General features: G+C 39.0%; 15 protein-coding genes. 1 reads left to right on the top strand and 14 read right to left on the bottom strand.

Features of this window, described 5'->3' with window-relative positions; genetic code table 11:
* Positions 1 to 5: 5 nt before the first annotated feature.
* The 5 genes from EHQ16_RS11495 to EHQ16_RS11475 are packed head-to-tail and all read right to left on the bottom strand — an operon-like array spanning position 6 to position 7,363.
* The gene (locus EHQ16_RS11495; RefSeq protein WP_135632025.1) at positions 6 to 3,194 is read right to left on the bottom strand and encodes an efflux RND transporter permease subunit; all 3,189 of its coding nucleotides are present in this window, start codon (positions 3,192 to 3,194) and stop codon (positions 6 to 8) included.
* Positions 3,175 to 4,179: a heavy metal-binding domain-containing protein gene (locus tag EHQ16_RS11490; RefSeq protein WP_208742286.1), complete on the bottom strand. Its 1,005-nt coding sequence runs from the start codon at positions 4,177 to 4,179 to the stop codon at positions 3,175 to 3,177. The genes EHQ16_RS11495 and EHQ16_RS11490 overlap by 20 nt, the downstream gene beginning before the upstream one ends.
* The gene (locus tag EHQ16_RS11485; RefSeq protein ID WP_135632026.1) at positions 4,169 to 5,530 is read right to left on the bottom strand and encodes a TolC family protein; all 1,362 of its coding nucleotides are present in this window, start codon (positions 5,528 to 5,530) and stop codon (positions 4,169 to 4,171) included. The genes EHQ16_RS11490 and EHQ16_RS11485 overlap by 11 nt, the downstream gene beginning before the upstream one ends.
* A 39-nt stretch (positions 5,531 to 5,569) precedes the next feature.
* The gene (locus EHQ16_RS11480) at positions 5,570 to 5,998 is read right to left on the bottom strand and encodes a hypothetical protein (protein WP_135632027.1); all 429 of its coding nucleotides are present in this window, start codon (positions 5,996 to 5,998) and stop codon (positions 5,570 to 5,572) included.
* A 57-nt stretch (positions 5,999 to 6,055) separates the two neighbouring features.
* A complete protein-coding gene (locus EHQ16_RS11475; RefSeq protein WP_135632028.1) occupies positions 6,056 to 7,363 on the bottom strand; it encodes an ATP-dependent 6-phosphofructokinase in 1,308 nt (435 codons plus the stop codon).
* Positions 7,364 to 7,447: 84 nt separating this feature from the next.
* On the opposite strand from EHQ16_RS11475, the gene EHQ16_RS11470 reads away from it, so the two are divergent.
* Positions 7,448 to 8,269, top strand: coding sequence for a hypothetical protein (locus EHQ16_RS11470; RefSeq protein WP_135632029.1), 822 nt, complete (start codon positions 7,448 to 7,450; stop codon positions 8,267 to 8,269).
* Between the two features lie 16 nt (positions 8,270 to 8,285).
* On the opposite strand, the gene EHQ16_RS11465 is transcribed toward EHQ16_RS11470, so the two are convergent.
* From EHQ16_RS11465 to EHQ16_RS11425, 9 genes are all read right to left on the bottom strand, one after another.
* A complete protein-coding gene (locus tag EHQ16_RS11465) occupies positions 8,286 to 8,678 on the bottom strand; it encodes a hypothetical protein (RefSeq protein ID WP_135632030.1) in 393 nt (130 codons plus the stop codon).
* A 173-nt stretch (positions 8,679 to 8,851) separates the two neighbouring features.
* Positions 8,852 to 9,622: a methylenetetrahydrofolate reductase gene (locus EHQ16_RS11460; RefSeq protein WP_135632031.1), complete on the bottom strand. Its 771-nt coding sequence runs from the start codon at positions 9,620 to 9,622 to the stop codon at positions 8,852 to 8,854.
* A complete protein-coding gene (locus EHQ16_RS11455) occupies positions 9,615 to 10,406 on the bottom strand; it encodes an aminoglycoside 6-adenylyltransferase (protein WP_135632032.1) in 792 nt (263 codons plus the stop codon). Before EHQ16_RS11455 ends, EHQ16_RS11460 begins: the two co-directional genes overlap by 8 nt.
* A gap of 164 nt (positions 10,407 to 10,570) precedes the next feature.
* The gene (locus EHQ16_RS11450; RefSeq protein ID WP_135632033.1) at positions 10,571 to 10,864 is read right to left on the bottom strand and encodes a hypothetical protein; all 294 of its coding nucleotides are present in this window, start codon (positions 10,862 to 10,864) and stop codon (positions 10,571 to 10,573) included.
* Positions 10,865 to 10,895: 31 nt separating this feature from the next.
* A complete protein-coding gene (gene metH, locus EHQ16_RS11445; protein ID WP_135632034.1) occupies positions 10,896 to 14,612 on the bottom strand; it encodes a methionine synthase in 3,717 nt (1,238 codons plus the stop codon).
* 64 nt (positions 14,613 to 14,676) lie between these two features.
* Entirely contained in the window at positions 14,677 to 14,976 is a 300-nt protein-coding gene (locus EHQ16_RS11440; protein ID WP_100745059.1) for a ferredoxin family protein, read from the bottom strand.
* Between the two features lie 48 nt (positions 14,977 to 15,024).
* The gene (gene ahcY, locus EHQ16_RS11435) at positions 15,025 to 16,344 is read right to left on the bottom strand and encodes an adenosylhomocysteinase (protein WP_135601109.1); all 1,320 of its coding nucleotides are present in this window, start codon (positions 16,342 to 16,344) and stop codon (positions 15,025 to 15,027) included.
* 10 nt (positions 16,345 to 16,354) lie between these two features.
* A complete protein-coding gene (locus EHQ16_RS11430) occupies positions 16,355 to 17,317 on the bottom strand; it encodes an ArsR/SmtB family transcription factor (RefSeq protein WP_135632035.1) in 963 nt (320 codons plus the stop codon).
* Between the two features lie 96 nt (positions 17,318 to 17,413).
* Positions 17,414 to 19,954 carry a methyl-accepting chemotaxis protein gene (locus EHQ16_RS11425; RefSeq protein WP_135632036.1) on the bottom strand — a complete coding sequence of 847 codons (2,541 nt, stop codon included), beginning with the start codon at positions 19,952 to 19,954 and terminating at the stop codon, positions 17,414 to 17,416.
* Positions 19,955 to 20,024: the final 70 nt, after the last annotated feature.

The following is a 20,024-nucleotide window of genomic DNA, read 5'->3' as shown; positions in this document are numbered from 1 at the left end:
AACTTTTAAAAAATCTGACCTTCTTTGTTGAGTTCTTCCCTCTTCCAAAGAAAATAGATCGCAGGATAAACTACAAGTTCTAAGGCAAAACTTGTCGCAAGTCCTCCGACCATAGGAGCTGTAATTCTTTTCATCAAATCCGATCCAGAACCATTGGCCCACATGATTGGTAGCAATCCTATAAATCCAGAAAGCACTGTCATCATTTTTGGACGAACTCTATGAACCGCACCTTCGATAATGGCTAATTTCAAATCGGCAATTGTTTTCAGACGATTTGATTTTTTATGTTTTTCATAAGAAAGATCTAAATACATTAACATAAACACACCCGTTTCGGCATCTAGCCCAAGTAATGCGATAATCCCAACCCAAACTGCTACAGAGATTTGATAATCCAAAACAAATAGAAGCCAAAACGCTCCGATCATAGAAAAAGGAACCGCAGTTAAAACAATTCCCGTTTTGATGATTGATTTTGTATTTATATACAATAAAAAGAAAATCAACATTAAGGTGATGGGAACGACGATCAACATTCGGTTTCGAACTCGAATGATATTCTCATATTGCCCACTCCATTCTAAGAAAATACCTTTAGGCAAATCAATTTCGGATACAACGATCGTTTTCATTCTCTCCACAAAACCGAGCAAATCACTTTCTGTTGTATCTAAATAAACATACCCGGTTAAAAACCCATTTTCGTCTCGGATCATTGTTGGCCCTATATTATATTCAATGGATGCAAGATAACTTAAAGGAATGTGTGCACCTTTCTGTATAGGAATCAAAACCTTTGAGATCATTTCCATACTATCCCTATACTCTCTTGGATAACGAATTTGAATCGAATACCTTTCTCTTTTTTCAATCGTTGTAGAAATGGTTTCCCCACCCAAAGCAGAAAGAATCGTTTTTTGAATGCCTTCAACGGTGAGTCCGTATTTGGCTACTAACTCACGTTTAATTTTTATATCGATATAATAACCTCCCGAAGTTCTTTCCGCAAAGATGGAACGCACACCCTTTATATTTTTAAGTACATTTTCAATATGGATTCCCACTTCTTGAATTTCTTCCAGGTTTTCGCCTAATATCTTAATCCCTATAGGTGTTCGAATTCCCGTTGATAACATATCGATACGCGCTCGAATCGGTTGAGTCCATGCATTGGAGAACCCAGGAATCGTAAGTTTCTCGTTCATCTCTCGGACAAGGTCTTCTTTGGTAATGCCTGGCCTCCATTCTTTCTCCGGTTTCAATGTAATGACAATTTCAAACATCGAAATTGGGGAAGGATCAGTAGAAGTATCCGCCCTTCCGGCTTTGCCATAAACTGATTTTACTTCGGGGAAACTAGACAACCTTTGGTCCATAAGTTTTAAAACCCTTTCCGCCTCACCGATACTAATTCCTGGTAAAGTGGTAGGCATATAAAGAATAGAACCTTCATTGAGTGGAGGTAAAAATTCAGTTCCTAACTTAAAATAAACGGGGATTGTTAATACAAACAAACCAATCGCGAATATTATGGTAAACTTTGGATAGATTAAAACTTTTTTAACAATTGGTTCATAGAAAGAATATAACCTTTTGCTAATGGGATGGTTATTTTCTGAATAATATTTACCAACAAAAATATGTGTCAGAATAGAATTTATAACCGGTGTGAATTTTGTAAATGGATCCATCCTAGTAAATAACATTCGAAAAGCAGGATCGACAGTAATGGCAAGAAGGGCTGCAATTGCCATTGTTAGGTTTTTTGAAATGGCAAGAGGCCTAAACAATTTTCCTTCTTGATCAACCAAGGTAAAAATGGGAAAAAAAGCCACGGCAATGATTAGAAGAGAAAAAAATACGGATGGTCCTACTTCTAAAAGTGCTTCCAATCGAATCGCATGAAAATCACCAACTCTCCCGGAAGACTCCCATTCTTCTAATTTTTTATATGCATTCTCTACTTCAACAATGGCTCCATCGACAAGAACACCAATAGAAAGTGCGATCCCCGCCAAAGACATTAAATTCGATCCTATGTCTGCCAAATACATTGGTAAAAAAGAAAGGATCACAGCGATTGGAATTGTCAGAATAGGAACAATGGCAGAAGGTATGTGCCAAAGAAAAACCAAAATGATGAGTGAAACAACGATGATTTCTTCCGTCAATTTTTCTTTGAGTAATTGAATTGTTTCTTTGATCAGGATCGAACGATCATATACCGGAACAATTTTTAATCCTTTTGGCAAAGAAAATTCCATAGATTTAATTTTTGCTTCAATGGACTCTATGACTTTTAAGGCATTTTCTCCATGCCTCATAATCACAATTCCGGATACTTGATCCCCCTCTCCATTCCAATCACCCACACCACGTCTAAGATCAGGACCATCGACTACCTTTGCCACTTGCGATAAATAAACGGGAGTTCCTGATTCGTTTGCACCGAGTGATATCTGTTCAATATCTTCCTTCGACTGAACATACCCACGAACACGAATCATATACTCCGCACCGCCAATTTCAAGAAGTCTAGCGCCAACGTCATCATTGGATTTTCGAACGGTATCAATGACACGGTCCATATCAATACCAAAGATTTGCAGTTTGAGAGGGTCTATTTGAATTTGGTATTGTTTTTTAAATCCTCCAACACTCGCAACTTCTGCCACACCTGGAATGGAGTTAAAAAGATATTTTAATTTAAAATCCTGGAATGATCGAATCTCAGCCAAATCCATTTTACCTGACTCATCAACTAATGCGTATTGATAAATCCAACCCACACCAGTGGCATCAGGGCCTAAACTTAAATTAACACCGGCGGGAAGATTCGTCTGTAATTGTGATAGATATTCATTTACCCGAGACCTTGCCCAATACAAATCAGTCCCATCTTCAAAGATTACATAAACAAAAGAATAACCAAAATCAGAAAACCCTCGAATTGCTTTTACTTTGGGAGCACCTAATAATGATCTTACGATTGGGTATGTTACTTGGTCTTCAATAATATCAGGACTCCTATCCCATTTAGAATAAATGATTACCTGAGTATCTGACATATCAGGAAGAGCATCCAAAGGTATATTTTTCATTGCAAATAGTGATAATACCACCAAAAAGAGTGATATAAAAATGATCAAATAGCGATTGCTTGCTGAAAATTTAATGATTGTGCTGATCATTTTTATCTCCACTTAACTTTAATTTTGATTCAGAATCCAAAAGAAAATTGGCCTTGGAAACTATCTCATCATCTTCTTCAAGACCTTCCGTTACCTCAGCCCAATCCGAAGAGTTAAAACCTAGTTTGATTTTTTTTGGCGAAAATTGATTTGTTCCTATTTTAAGATATACCAAATCATATTTGCCAGTTGGGAAAATAGATTCCTTTGGAATTCTCAAAACATTGTTTTTTTGAATTCCAAAGTTTCCTTGCACATACATTTGAGGTTTCCATTGGTGATTGGGATCTATGACTTCGCACCAAACTGACAAAGTTCTCGTCTCTTGATTAATTAAATTTCCAATTGCAACGATTTTTGCTTTGATAGGAAAGTTTGTTTCCGCTGCATTCGATACTTCGACGAGTTTCCCCACTTTTAAATGATCTACATCGTTTTCATAGATTTGAAATACCAGTAAGGCAGTGTTTCCAAACCTGCCTGTCAAAAATAAATTTGGATTTTTAGAAAGGATATATTGTATCTGACTATCACTTAACCCTAATTTGGTGAATTTGAGTCGAATCCCTTCTCGAATTATCTTCCCCCATTCATTTTCAGATCCAACGGATTTATATTCATTAACTGTTGAAAAAATTTCCGGATCAAAAGCTACCTGCCCACTTAAATTGATGTTCCTAGTGATATCACCTTTTGTGACACGGATTGTATCCAAATTCATTAACGACTGTTGGCCTAGAGAGAGATTCAATCCTTTAGAAACTTCTTCCGAATGGTTTTCGTGGCTCGGTTCTAACATAGGATCTTCTTTCTTAATCAATTGCATTCCGCAAATAGGGCATTCACCTGGATGATCCAACTCAATTTGTGGATGCATGGGGCAAGTAAAAATATCTTTATGGTTGTGCGTCTCTTGCGAACAGGATATAATAAAGAAAACAAATACCAGGCATGTGACTAAAATTCGATTCATCTTAATTTTCATATTCTCCTCCTTCGGGGATCAAATGATTGGTTAGTTGCAATAGTTTTATTACAGAAACCCATCGTCTAAACTCGATTTGATGTAATTGTGACTGCATCTCCAAAGAATCTGTGATGAATTCATAACTTTCACCGAGAACCCCTTCCCCTTTCGAATAAGAAGAGAGAGATGTTTTGATATTTTTTTCTAAGGTTGGGAGTAAGTGGTTTTTGAAATTTTCCAATCTCAGTTGATTTCCTTTCCATGTTTCCAACGTTGATTGGTATTCAGACTTTAAACGGATTTTCTCTCTTTCTTTTTCCTTTTGTAACCTTTCGATTCTAAATGAATTGGATTGATTGAGTTCATCTACTTTTGATAGAGACCATACAGGCACTCGAACCGTAACACCAGCACTCCACAAATCTCCAGAAAATTCTGGATTGTCCATAATAGAAACGTTAAGAGGCCCACTATCTAAGAGAAAAGGTTTCCGCCTGCGCTGCATATAACTAACAAAAATTTCAAAATCGGGGAGATGCAAAATTTCATCTTTTTTTGATTCTTGGATGGCTTTCGACTGATTAACCTCTGCATACTGAATCAAAGGAAGTTTTGCAAGTGATTGAGTCGACAAATCGTTTTCGAAAGACTTTTCTTTTGCAGAAAGGTATTGAATGATTTCTTCTTCATTAATTTCGGAAAAGCCACCGTGGTTTTCAAAAAACTCTAACGATTGTTTTATTTCTTTTACGGTAATATTTTTTTCAATGATCCTATCTTTTATTTTTTCCAGTGTATTTTTTGTTTTTAAAGCATTGGATAAACTAAATTTGTCGGCAATGTATTGTGTCTGTTCCAACTTTCCTTTGGTAACAAGTTGTTTTTCAATCTTAAATAAATCGACTAATTCCTTTTCTATGGCAGTTCGCGATAACACCAATTCAAAGTATGTTTTGATAAACTCATTTTGTAGCCAGACCCCGCTCCAATAATCCAATTCAGATTCCGATTTCAATATTTGTTTTTCTAAATTGAGTTTTCCTGGGAATGGAATCTCTTGGGAAATCGTATATTCTTTTCCCGTCATACCTGGAGTGTCCGGTTTGGTTCGCTCCGTATCAAACCCGGAACGGTAAGGATAAGATCTGTAAGCAAACCCAATTTTTGGATCGGGGTAAACATCAGCATGTTTTGATCTAAATTCTTTTTCTTTTGCCTCCAAAAATTTCAGTGATACTTCAGGATGTTTCTTCAGAATCGCGTAAATTTTTTCATCAATTCTATCATTTCCTTCTGCAAAAACAGGTAAAACAAGTAAATGATACAAAATAATAGTATATCTTAATGTATTAATATAATAAGTCCTCATTTTTAAACTCCTTTGTTTTCTATTTAAAAAAACTAGAGTTTAAATGAGTAACTTTATGGTTTTTTGTTGGTTCGGGAAATCAGCTTCAAAAACTAAAAACGATTTCCAGTGTTTTTGATTTTCCGATAAAACCAAAATTGGTTCAACGGAAGGCGTATAAAATAAAATATAAAAACTGATTTGTAGTAATTTTGAAAGTGTGAGCTGGTTAGAAACCTCTTGGCTTTTGGAATCTTCTAAACACTGACAAGGATTTGTCTGATTTGAATTTTCTTCACCATCAGAGGGATTATGGCAAGGGAAGGTAAAATCACTCTGAACTTCTACATCATTCCTTGCGCTGTCAAAACCAATTTTCGGACAATTGACTATTCCTGCAGAACAGAAAAAAACAAAGACAAAAGAGAAAAATAAAATCCAAGAAACAAACTTTTGGTTTGTTTTGAGAATGTTCCTCTTTTGTTTCATCTTAGTCTTTAGACCTTAAATCCATTTCCTTTGGCTAAAAAAATCTAACAATACGTTCTAGCCTTTCGCCTTCATTGAATTTGGTTGTCCTGTCGAAGCAAGGAGTGCCCGCCAGAGAGTACTCCTTTCGGGACGTAACACTTTTCTCTCCGCAATCGCCAGGGAGATCGGCATGACCGTAAACACATTGTTCCAAATTCCTACCACACACCCTGTCCGGCCAGCAAAAGCAGCATGGACGGCATTTTGAGCAAGGAAACCACAGAACACAGAGTCTTCGGCATTGGCAGGAACAGACCGAATGATATAACTCGGATCGATGTATTTTAGATTCAGAGTCACACCTTCTTTTTTGAAATACTCGGTAATTTTATCTTTGATAAAAATTCCAATATCCGCCAACTTCTTGTTACCCGATTGATCTTTTTCGCCTTTGTCTTCAAAGAACTTTTGTCCGGCTCCTTCTGCCAAAATCACAACGGCGTGACCCCGCTTCTGCACTCGTTCTTTGAGAACGGTTAAAAAGGCACCGTCTCCTTCTAAATCAAAATCAAGTTCTGGGATGAGGACAAAATTTACATTTTTCGAAGCAAGAGCCGAATTGACGGCGATAAATCCGGAATGGCGACCCATGAGTTTCACTAGGCCGACTCCACTAGGTGCTCCCTTTGCCTCTTCATGAGCGCAGTTCACAGCTTCCACCGCCTTACTAAAAGCAGTCGAGAATCCAAAAGTCTTTTGCACATAGTTGATATCGTTATCGATGGTTTTGGGAATTCCAACGATGGCGATATCTTCCTTTCGTTTTCTCACTTCCTCTTGGATGGCCTGGGCCCCGCGTAAGGTTCCGTCCCCACCAATACAAAACAACATCTTCACTCCGTAGAGGAATAATGTATCCACCATATCTCCAATATTTTGGTTCCCTCGAGAAGATCCGAGAATGGAGCCACCGAAGTTCATGATATGGGCCACCTTATCAGGAGTGAGTTCCACTGGTCTGTGCCCGAATTTTTTTACCAGACCTTCATACCCAAAAGGAAAACCCAAAATACGGGGCACTTTGTACCGGTAATGGAGCTCCATCACTAGAGCACGGATGACATCGTTGATTCCAGGGCAAAGTCCACCGCAAGTCACAATGCCTGCAGTGACTTCTTCTGGGCGAAAATAGATATTTTCTTTAGGGCCAGCTTGTTCAAAGAATACGGGACTTGTTTCTACGGTTTTTTTAGCGTCGGCAGGGCCTGAAAATATCGTTTGGAAAAGAACGACGGAGTTGTCTTCCGTCCAGTAGTCATACCCTGCTGGGTTTGGAATGGTGCAGGGACCAAATTGTTCAACCTTGGTATCATTTTCATTCATTGATCAAACTTATAACAAAAAAAGAGTGAGAAGAAAGCAAATTTCATTGCCAAACTAAGGAAAATCAGGCAGAAATGCTTTTAGATGCTTAAAAAGACAGTATTACTTACCCTTCTCGTCACAATCGCGAGTTACAGTCTTTTTGCACAAGGTCTGCCCTTCTTTTCGAGTTATTCCTTTTCAGACCCAAAAGCTTCTTTATTCCAAGTTGGCGGCTCACATAACGGTAATTTGGCGATCCTCATTCCGTTTCGTTTCCCTAAGGAATTGGAACTTGGTAATGATGGCAAACTTCCCAAATCTGATGATCCCATTGCTGGAATTCAAATTTTTTCTTCGGTCATTCCTTTTTCTACAACCAATCCTTACCGCAATCCAGAGGGTAACTTTGATGTAAGGCCAGAGAGAATGAACTCGGCCATCCTTTCTTACCAACCCAATGTCACTTATGTATATTACCGAAATGGATTTACCTTTGACTTAGGACTCAGTATGGGAATGTCAATGAACCAAGGTGCTTCTGCTTATGTAGATGTTGCCGAGTCAAAGGTACGAATCAAATACAGACTCAATCGAAACTTGTTTTCTTTTATCAAAAATTCTCGTTGGGAACTTTTTTTACAACTTTCAGAACTACATAGATTTGATAACGATATCAACAGCAGACTCAATACATCGATTCGCGCGCAGGAACCTTCCAGAACCAACTTCGTAGGAAGACAAGTTTACATCACACCGGGAATCAGTATTTCCAATAGTAACTTAACTTTTGAAGGTATGGTTCGTGTTCCGCTCAACGCAAGAGAAGCTGGTCGCACTTTGGACGAACTTTGGGCTCCAGAGATCCAAGGAAACTTAGGTCTCAAGTATTATATGCCCGTTGCAGCTTCCTCTCACTCAAATTGAATTGATTAACTCTTAGTTAACTTTTCGTCAACTTCCATTCAAAGCTGGCTAAACTCACCACAACAATCATTTCCAAAACAAAATAGATTTCACAAATCACTGTGGTTTGTTCCAAATTCAAAACTAGATAAAACATAGTGAAGACACAGTAAAAAAAGTTTGCAGCCGCAATCACACGTAAATAAAACTTCCATTGAAAAGGATTCAAAAAATAACATAACAAAGAATAAACGGCATAAACAAAAGGTAAAATCGAAAGAATGTAAAGGGTATTGATTGGCATCCCAAGTAAACCCACAAACAAAGGTAAAACGAGAGAAAGTAATACTCCCGAAAGGATGGCACCTAGACCATCGATTAAAAAAATATATCTGGGATTGTTTTTTAAAAACTGAATTTGGTTTTTCATAGGCTTATTTTTCTCTCTTCTGCTTTGGGCACATCGAATTTTTTTAAGTACCAAAATTTGGACTTATCACCGACCGGGCTCTCCGCTGCAATCTTTCCAATATCATTTTTGTATCGATCACCTTCCTATTCAGGAAAGGATTTCCGCTACGATCCCTTGTGCAGGAAAAAATCCTAAAAATCATAATAATTAAGAATAAGCTTCATTCCATTTTCACTTAAATAAACTTCAATATTAATTCTAATGGGCATCAAATACGTATTAAAATCATATTGAGAACAATAACCAATTACTTCTTTTGCAAATTTTACATTCCAATCCATTGTCAGTTGAAAATCCCTCGGAAAATAAGCTCGATTCCTTGATTCCCAATAACTTTGCGATTTTTCGTTGGTCACTGGACTGATTCCAATGTAAACCTCCTTTCCGCGAAGTTTCTCAGTAAAAATATCAATCAATCGTAAGTCAAAAAATGGCTGTGTTAAAAATCCATCGGCCCCTGCATCTATTTTCATTTCGATGTAATCAAACTCATCTTTGATCCCACTACGGTATTGGTCAACAGCCGCATAGACTTTTAGCGAACTCATTTCTTTTTTTAATTTTTTGATCAGTTTGGTCGAAGTTGTCTGGTAAACTTTTCTGGACATATCCGTAGGTGGATCTCCCTTGATGACCACTACAGAAGATATACTATGTTTTTGAAGAAATTCAATGATACGATCACAATGATCTAAATCAAAGTCAATTGCTCGTAGGTGAGGAATTACATTTGGAAAAATATCTTGAATCTTTGATGCGGCAACCCAGCTTCTAGTTTCAAATCTTAGTAAGTCCGGAATATTAATCCCAGAGATTTGACTAAAATTATTTTTAACATAACTTACTTCACCAAGTAATGTTGGAACATCTCTTGGGATCACCTCTAATAATATTTTATTCATTAATGATCTCTTTACTTAACGAAAACAAAAAATCGAGGCTTCTTTCTTTTGTTTCATTTCTCAGTTTTAAATCACTGATTAATAAATCTCTCAAATAAACATACATATTGGATACATCCTGAAAGGCTTTAATGATTGAATGTTTTTCAAAGGAAGGATAAGTTTTTTTTAGATTTTTAAGTTCCTGAGAAGAAAGTATCAACTCGAGTTTTCTAACACCTCTTGGATTTTGATCATATTTAATATGAAACATAGGCCCTATTACACTAGTGCGTAAAAAAGAAAGGAAATCGATAGCTTCAAACAATTCACCACGCCCAATTTTAGTGGCTGCATAATGGATCCAGACCCAAAATCTATCTTCAACCCATTGGAAATCGAACTTTGGCCATTGAGGTAACGAATTTTTATAAACATCAGGAATTAGATTCGATTTATCATAGATTATCACAGGATTTTCTACTCTGAAATGAAAATCAGCCAAACTCACGAATTTCAAATCAACGTGGAGTAAAGGAGAATCAAACAAACAGATTAGTAACTTTTTTTCACCAACATGTTCACCTGTAAATGAGCTGAGTAAATTTCCGAGAGAGTTTGCTAGTTGATTCATTTCTTCGAACGTCTGGAAAGAGTTCTCTTCAACAACTAAAACGATATCAAGGTCGGAATACTCATCTAATTCATTTTGTATAAATGAACCAGCCACACAAACCGCAAGGACTTGGGGATCCCCTTGGATCGTATTCACTAAGTGATTTAAAAAGTTATCAAATTGATTCATATAATTTTACACTATTGTAAATATAAAACATTCTACTATCACACAAGTTTATGTGATTTATGCGACTGTCGCAGATTCGCACTAAGGGATAAAAATCGACAACGGAAGCAATGTTTTAGAGCAAAAGGGCAAAACCAAACGTAAATAAAGGATTCCCTTTTTGATTATCCTTTGCTGACAAATCGTTTCCAGGACAAATCTACATCCATCTTTGAAATCTGTTCTTTTTTCCTCGAGATTCGAAATTCATGATTTTTCCAAACAATCATCGTTTCTTCGGTTGGACAATTGGCTTCCCCACAACTCACTTCTAAAATTTCAAGTTCCGTTTCTTTGGGAATATTTGTATATTCTTCTAGCCAAGTCGCAAGTTTAGAATGAAAAGGAAACCCATCACCAAGCGTTCCTTTGGCGACAGACTTCCATCCATGGTTGTGGTTGTTTAGAATGAAACTCACTTGATCCTCCTAAAAGATGGGAAACACCCTTTTAAGATTTAGACTTACGCGAAGGATCATAGTTGAGAATTGGTGACAACCAACGTTCTACTTCAGAAATTTCCATTTCTTTATCCTTGGCGTAATTCACCACTTGGTCTTCGTTGATTTTTCCAATGGCAAAATAACGAGATTCTGGGTGGGAAAAATAATACCCACTCACACTACTTGCCGGCCACATGGCACAGGATTCGGTGAGTTGGATGCCTGCATTTTTTTCCACATCCAATAGTTTCCAAATTTTCTTTTTTTCTGTATGGTCAGGACAAGCGGGATAACCAGGAGCTGGACGAATCCCACGGTACTTTTCTCGGATCATATCTTCTCTCGAAAGATTTTCAGTCCTTCCAAATCCCCATTCTTCTCGCATTCTATGGTGCATGTATTCCGCAAACGCTTCTGCAAACCTATCCGCAAGCGCTTTTACCAAGATGGCATTGTAATCATCTTGTTTGGCTTCATAGGTTCTTGCCAATTCTTCAATTCCATGACCGGCCGTTACGGCAAAATATCCAATATAGTCATTTTTCTTTTTATCTTGGGGAGCGACAAAATCAGCCAAACTATAGTTAGGTTGGGTTGTCATTTTCACTGTCTGTTGGCGTAACATTGGATACGTTCCCAAAGATTTGGTTTTGGAATCATCTTCAAAAATTTCTACCACTTCCCCATGAGAAACAGCAGGGAACATTCCGACAACCGCCCTCGGTTTGAGATTTGGATTTTCCAACATTTCTTTTAAGATGATTTGGGCATCATTAAAAAGAGATGTGGCTTCTTTTCCTATCACTGGGTCTTTGAGGATTTGAGGGTATCGGCCTTTTAATTCCCAAGCCAAAAAGAAAGGAGACCAGTCAATATAAGAGAGTAAATCCTTCAAACTCACGTCGTCAATTTTTTGTACTCCCGTAAAACTTGGTTTAGGTGGAGTATAAGAATCCCAATCCGCAGAAAATTTGTTTTTAATTGCATCCTCAATTGGCAAAATATTTCTTTCGTTTTCCCTGGAATAAAATTCTTCACGAATTCTTGATTGTTCTTCTACTACCTGTTTTGCATAATCCACTGCTGTTTGTGGATTGAGAGCACTATTCATCACATTCACAACACGGGAAGCATCCATCACATGAAGGACAGGTTTGGAATACTGCTCGGCAATTTTCACTGCGGTATGTGCGGGGGAAGTTGTGGCCCCACCAATAAGAAGTGGAACTTGGAATCCTTGGCGTTCCATCTCTTTGGCCACATACACCATTTCATCAAGCGACGGTGTGATAAGACCCGATAGACCAATGGCCGCCACATTCTCTTTTTTGGCAGTTTCTAAAATTTTTTCACAAGGAACCATCACTCCAAGATCAATCACCTCATAGTTGTTACACGCAAGAACGACTCCCACAATATTTTTTCCAATATCGTGGACATCTCCCTTCACAGTTGCAATGAGGAACTTGGCTTGTTTACTTTCATCTTTTTGATTTCGTTTTTCTTCTTCCATAAAAGGGAGTAAGTAAGCCACGGCTTTTTTCATTACCCTTGCACTTTTTACTACTTGCGGAAGAAACATCTTTCCGGCACCAAATAGTTCCCCTACCACCTTCATTCCATTCATCAGTGGCCCTTCGATCACTTCGAGAGGTCTAGCAAAACTAGTGCGTGCTTCTTCTGTATCTTGGGTAACAAATTCATCAATCCCTTTCACTAAAGCGTGCGTTAGGCGCTCTTCTACAGATCCACTCCTCCACACATCATCCTTCTTTTGGACCTTGGCTTCTCCATGAAAACTTGCCGCTGCCTCAATCATCCGTTCCGTCGCATCTGGTCTACGGTTGAGAATGACATCTTCCACAAGTTCCAAAAGATCTTTTGGGATCTGTTCATATACTTCTAACATCCCTGCGTTGACAATGGCCATATCCATACCTGCTTGGATGGCGTGGTATAAGAATACGGAGTGCATTGCCTCTCTTACGGGATTGTTTCCACGAAAAGAAAAAGAAATATTACTGAGTCCACCTGATACTTTCGCACCTGGACAGATTTGTTTGATTTCGCGAGTGGCTTCAATAAAATCCATCGCATAGTTATTATGTTCTTCGATTCCTGTGGCAACAGTGAGGATGTTTGGATCAAAGATAATGTCCGTTGGATCAAAATCTAATTTTTCAACAAGTAGGTCATAAGCACGTTTACAAATTCGAACTTTGTCTTCTTTGGTTGCCGCCTGTCCTTGTTCGTCGAAAGCCATGACAATCGCTGCGGCTCCGAATCTTTGGATGGTGCGTGCATGATCCAAAAATGCCTCTTCCCCTTCTTTCAAAGAGATGGAGTTGACAATGGGTTTTCCTTGGATGCATTTGAGACCCGCAAGTAATACAGACCACTTGGAAGAATCCACCATAAACGGAACTCGTGCAATGTCTGGTTCCCCTGCAATTAAGTTCAAAAACTTAGTCATTGAGGCTTCGCCGTCAAGGAGAGCTTCATCAAAGTTGATATCAATGACGTTGGCACCGGCTTGGACTTGTTGTAAGGCCACTTGCACCGCTTCTTCAAAATTTCCCTCTAAGATGAGTTTTTTGAATTTAGGAGAACCAGTGACGTTATTTCTTTCTCCTACGTTGATGAACCCTTGGTCTTTCGTAAGTTTCAAAGGTTCAAGACCTGCAAACGTACTGATTTTGGGTTGTTCTTTTAAAGGACGAGGAGCGATGGTAGACACTGCTTCTTTGGCTGCTCGGATATGCGCTGGTGTGGTCCCACAACAACCACCAACTATATTTAAGAAACCTGCTTCGGCAAAATTTTTCATCCAACCACCAAACTCTTCTGGAGTTTGGTCATACCCACCGAAAGCATTCGGAAGACCCGCATTCGGATAACAAGATACGTAACAATCAGCCACACGAGAAAGTTCCTCGATATAAGGACGCATCTCACCAGCACCAAGCGCACAATTGATTCCCACAGCCAGTGCCTTAGCATGTTTGATGGAAACATAAAAAGCTTCCCCAGTTTGGCCAGAGAGAGTTCGCCCCGAAGCATCCGTAATGGTGACAGAAAGGACAACGGGAATTCTAATTTTACGTTCTTCAAAAACTTTCTCAATCGCATAAATACATGCTTTTAAGTTTAATGTATCAATATTTGTTTCAGGTAAAAGTAAATCCACACCACCATCGAGAAGTGCCGATACTTGTTCATAAAAACAGTCAACTAACTCATCAAAGGTGACAGCACGAAATGCGGGATTATTCACATCTGGCGAAAGGGAGGCCGTTTTTACCGTTGGCCCAATCGAACCCGCAATGAACACATCTGTTTTCCCTGTTTTTTCTTTGTATTTGGCTACGGCATTTTTGGCACAAGAGACAGCAGCGAGGTTTAAATCACGGACTGCCGATTCCATTTGGTAGTCCGCTTGAGAAACAATGTTCGAACTAAAGGTATTGGTTTCAATGATATCGGCACCGGCTTCCAAATATTCCAAGTGGACAGATTCAATGATATCGGGACGAGTGATGGCAAGGACGTCGTTGTTTCCTTTAATGGAACAAGGCCAATCCTTAAAACGATCTCCACGAAAATCGTCTTCCTCCAAAGAATGTCTTTGGATCATGGTACCCATAGCACCATCTAAAACGAGAATCCTCTCGTTTATTAATTTCAAAAGGGATTTTGCAGAAGGATTGGTATATTCAAATTTCATATTATTATATCAGTATATAGGGAAAAGAGTATATGGCCAAAAGACCACATACCTTTAAAATCAATTATTTACTCGGATCGGAACACTTTGCACCTTTGAGAGGTGGTTTAGTGGTAACAATGACCGGGAATTTGGTTGCTTCTTTTGCATTCACTTCAATCGAAGGTTTGTGTTTTTCCGGAACATCATAGTCAGGAAAAATCGCATCAATCGGGCATTCATATTGACAAGCATTACAATCAATACAAGTGTCTGGATCAATGTACAGAGTGTCCGGAGCTTCGTGAAAAGCTTCCACCGGGCAAACTGCTGCACAACTCGTGTATTTACAATCAACGCAAATTTCAGTTACAACATAAGCCATGAGAAACTCCATTGCCCTTCTTGAATTTTATCAAAAAGGGCGATTTTTTTAGTATCGGTAGTGGTCTGGTTTGTACGGACCTTCGAGTGGAACACTGATATAATCAGCTTGTTTTTGAGAGAGTTTTGTCAAACGAACTCCCAACTGCTCCAAATGAAGTGCCGCTACTTTTTCATCCAAATGTTTTGGAAGGCGGTAAACACCTAACTCATATTTTGTTGTGTAAAGTTCGATTTGAGCCAAAACTTGGTTTGTGAAAGAACTAGACATTACAAATGATGGGTGACCAGTTGCACAACCAAGGTTTACCAATCGGCCTTCTGCAAGAACGATGATCGATCTTCCATTAGGGAAAGTGTATTTATCAACCTGTGGTTTGATTTCTTTTTTGATTACATCTTTTTCGGCATTCAAACGAGACATTTGAATTTCTGTATCGAAGTGACCAATGTTACAAAGGATCGCACCGTCTTTCATCGCTTTCATGTGTTCGAGTGAAATGATATCATCATTTCCAGTAGCAGTCACAATGATGTCTGCGTTCTCAATCACATCTTCTACACGAAGAACTTGGTATCCTTCCATAACCGCTTGAAGAGCACAAATTGGATCAATTTCAGTTACGATCACTCGTGCACCAAAGTTACGAAGAGAAGCAGCAGAACCTTTTCCTACATCCCCGTATCCACAAACAAGTGCTACTTTACCAGCGAGCATCACGTCTGTTGCACGTTTGATTCCGTCAGCGAGTGACTCACGGCAACCGTAAAGGTTATCAAATTTTGATTTTGTTACAGAGTCATTTACGTTGATTGCAGGGATTTTCAAAGTTCCGGCTTTCAATTTTTTATGAAGTGCAATCACACCTGTAGTTGTTTCTTCAGAAACACCTTTGATGTCTGCTAGAAGTTGTGGGTATTTTTCATGGATGTAGTGAGTTAGATCATGACCGTCATCAAGGATCATGTTTGGTCCTTTTCCACCGTCAAAAAATAGTGTTTGTTCAATACACCACCAGTATTCTTCTTCTGTTTCGCCTTTCCAAGCAAATACAGGGATTCCTGCTTTTGCAATGGCTGCTGCTGCATGGTCTTGTGTTGAAAAAATGTTACAAGAGGACCAACGAATGTCAGCACCTAATGCAGCCAAGGTTTCAATTAAAACCGCTGTTTGAATTGTCATGTGAAGAGATCCGCAAATTCTAGCACCTTTCAGTGGTTTAGAAGTTCCGAATTCTTTACGTAGAGCCATAAGGCCCGGCATTTCTTTTTCTGCCAAAATGATCTCTTCTCTTCCCCATTCTGCAAGAGAGATATCCTTCACTTTAAATGGCAATCTTTCCGATTTTGTTTCAGTTGCTGTGGACATAGTGTCCTCCTTATTCCTTTGTTGCTTTGATAGTTAAAATTTTAAAACTTGATTCTGTTTGGATCTCATTCATTGACCCGACGCGAAAACCTGCATTGGATAACCATGACTCAAATAATTCTGGTTCAAATCCGAGCCAGAGGTCAGCAAAATTATCCCGCATAAATTCTGCATTGTGTTTTGCTAAATCCACAATACACAAAACCCCACCTGGTTTTAATACCCTCGCCACTTCTTCGAGTACAGTAGGTGGATGGGAAATATGGTGCATTACCATGGATGCAACAACCGCATCACAAGAATGAGTTGCTAGTGGTAAATGTTCCATAGGAGTTTGGATGAGGCTCACACTCGGATTTTTTCCGTAATGTGAGGATGCATTTTCAATCATCTTGGAGGAGTTATCCACTCCAATCACATGTTTGGATTTGTTGAGAAGAAAAGGGATAAGACCTCCTGGTCCACAACCCAAATCCAAAATATTTTCACATAAGGGTAGTTCTTGTAAAATCCAAGACCTATACAGTTTGGGATGGAGTGTCTCTTCTTGTAATTTTTCCCAACTTTCTGCGACCCCATCAAAGAAGGACTTGGATTTCCTTTCTCTGTTTTCCAGAATTTGGTGTACCATTTTTTGGTCCCTTTCTCTGGAAGGTAGATCTTCTTTGTATGATAACAATAGTTTGGTGAGCTCTAAAGGAAATTTAAGATCGGATTCATCTTCTTCCGGGAGGAAACTATAAACCAAACTTCCTTCTCTACGCGAGGAAATGAGCCCCGCTTCCGTTAGAATTTTTAAATGGCGGGAGATCCGAGATTGTCCCATCCCGAGAATTTCCACCACTTCATTCACAGAAAAAGCCCCAAAACTGAGGATGTGGAGGATCCGAATCCGAGTTTCATCGGAAATGGCCTTGGAGGCAACGAGCAAGTGGCCGGAAGGCCTAGATTGGAAAAGGGTTTCTGCTGCCATAACCAAGATATCTACATATCAAGAAATCTTGATATGTAGATTCAGGCAAGCATTTTATGGCCTCTTTTTTCAACAAAAGGCCTAAAATATCTCCGATTAAGAGATTTTAAAGAAATTGATCTTTCGTTTCAGGGTTTCTGCCAAATTCGCAATCCCATTGGAGGTGGCCGTCATCTCTTCAAGTCCCGCTGCCGTGCCCTGGGTCAGATCATTGATACTGAAAATGGCCTGGGCCACTTCCCCAATCGCATTTTTCTGCTCTTCCATAGAAAGGCGGATGGCCTGGCTGATTTGGTTCACCTTATCCACTTCTTCGCCCACCTTTTGGTTGATGATGAGCTGTTCACGTGTGCTTGATTCAATGGAATCAGTCATTTCATTGAAAGAACTAACTCCTTGGATGATCCTTTGGATGAGAGAAATGGTGGTTTCGATATTCTCCCTACCACTTTCAATTTCCTTTTCATTGGCCTGGATGAGTTCTCCGATATCATTAATGGACATAGCCGTTTTTTCAGCTAACTTCCCAATTTCATCGGCAACAACCGCAAACCCTCTTCCATAAACCCCGGCTCTTGCAGCTTCAATCGCAGCATTTAACGCAAGTAAGTTGATTTGTTCAGAGATATTATTGATGATTTCAATCACACTTCCAATTTCTTCCGAACTATTACTAATTTTGGTGATGGAATTTCTCATGGAGTCTAGAGAAGTTTGACCAGATCTTGCTTCTTCTGAAATTAAAGTCACATCCTGTGAAGCCTTCCCTACTTGCCTACCTGTCGCTTCAATGAGGCTAGAGAGTTCTGCCATTTTTAATTTCAAAAAATCAACTTTTCGGAACTGGTCTTCTGCCTGTGCATCCACGTTTTGAACAGCTGCGGAAATCTCTTCAATCGAAGCAGAAATTTCTTCGGCAGAGGCAGCTTGTGTTTGTGCGTTGGAAGATAACATATTGAGAGAAGCTGACATCTCTTCTGCGGAAGATGCCAAATCTTCTGAAAATGCCTGGTTAGATCCTACAACTTCGGATATCTGTTTTAAAGTGGCATTCAGACCACGAGCAAGTCTTGCAAATTCATCCGAAGATTCCATTTTTGCATTGTGACGTAGATCCCCCACTTCGATATCTTGCAAAATTTTCCCAATGGTTTTCATTGGCCGGAACCTGGCAGTAAAAAGCGAATAAATGGCGATTGCAATGAGCACGGCGCCAACCAAGCTAATGATTGTTAGCCCTCGTAAAGAAGATAAACTTTCTACCTCAATTTCTTTTAGATCAATAGTAGAAAAAAATTGGAGACCGTATTTTTCACTTACCTTTCTTCGGAGTAAAAATGTAGATCCTTCCCAAGGATTACGAAACGAATCCGATTCCCCAGCATTTTTTGCCAATTCCTCAAATTCTGAATTTTTGAAACTATGCATTAGGTATTTTGGATTGGGATGATAAACCATGGTGGATTGTTTATCCAAAAGAAAAGAATAACCAGTAGTTCCAATTTTTACATTTTTCAGGAAAGATTCCATAGCCTTTCCTACTAGAAACGGCATACCAGCCATCCCAATGATCGATCCATTGGCATTTTTGACTGGGCCTGTAACCATGATCACAATACTTCCGTTAATCGGAGATTTTACAGCCACACCCACATGGTTTTTCCCTTCTTTGGCAGCCTTTATATTTTCTAAAACTTCCGGATTGGAAGCTAGAGAATAACCTACACTTGCGCCGCCCGGAAGACCAGAAGCAACGATGGGAACTCCCTCGTCAAAGGAGGCAATGAATGCATTTTCTAAAAGTAATTGAGAATCTTCGAGGACTTTGGAAAGAGCTGGTTCTGCTAGTTTGTAGTTTTTAGTTTCCAAAGCAGTTTTTACGACAGGTAAAACCACGAGCCCCTTTAAATTGGTTTCCACAGATTCAAAATAAACATGAATCCCCGCCTCATTACTTTGGTTGAAGTTGTACAACTGGTTTGAAAATGCTTTTTCTAGTGACTTCGCATTTGTATTGAAAGCAAAAATCAAAAGAAAAATGGAAAGCACCATCACCATAATAGAAAACATAATGGGGACTGTACTTCTTAAGTTTCTATAGTAGGGTGTGATCCGTTCTTTTAAATCTGCTTGGAGGATTTCATCTTCCAAAACCAAATGGGAAGCCTTTTCCAAAAGAATGAATGAAAATAAAACATTAAGGAGGGCTGTTAAAATGAGAATACAAACAATATAAAAAGAATCTGACTTACTGGTTTCAGGTAGATAAAGCATTGGGCCAATCACAATCGGAAAGGCCATAATCCACTGTGCACTTCCAACAACTGCCCCAACTACCGGCATTTTTGCGATTAGATCCCAAACGGCAACATACGTGGCTGGATTCTTTTCTGTTTGTGATTCAAGTTCAATTAGCGCTTGTTTGATGGCATTGAGTTTTTTAGGGAAAATAAAAGCGGGTAAAATGAGACTGGTAAGTCCCGCGGCGATGGTAGAGCCAATGAAGGTTTTGATTTGTGTGGGACTTAAATCAACGTAGAAAAGAATTAGAGCGATTCCAATCGGAACCACGATTCCCAAAGAAAAAACTTGGGAAGCAAGAGTGAATGCGCGGGAGTATCTTTTGTATAAATTCATTGAAACTTAGACCTAATACGAAGGGTAAAATCCGCGATTCGTACGGCAAGGTTTTATGGATTTCCCCGAA

This window comes from Leptospira kanakyensis (assembly GCF_004769235.1).
Lineage (GTDB): Bacteria > Spirochaetota > Leptospiria > Leptospirales > Leptospiraceae > Leptospira_A > Leptospira_A kanakyensis.
This window is presented reverse-complemented; position numbering and strand designations above follow the sequence as displayed.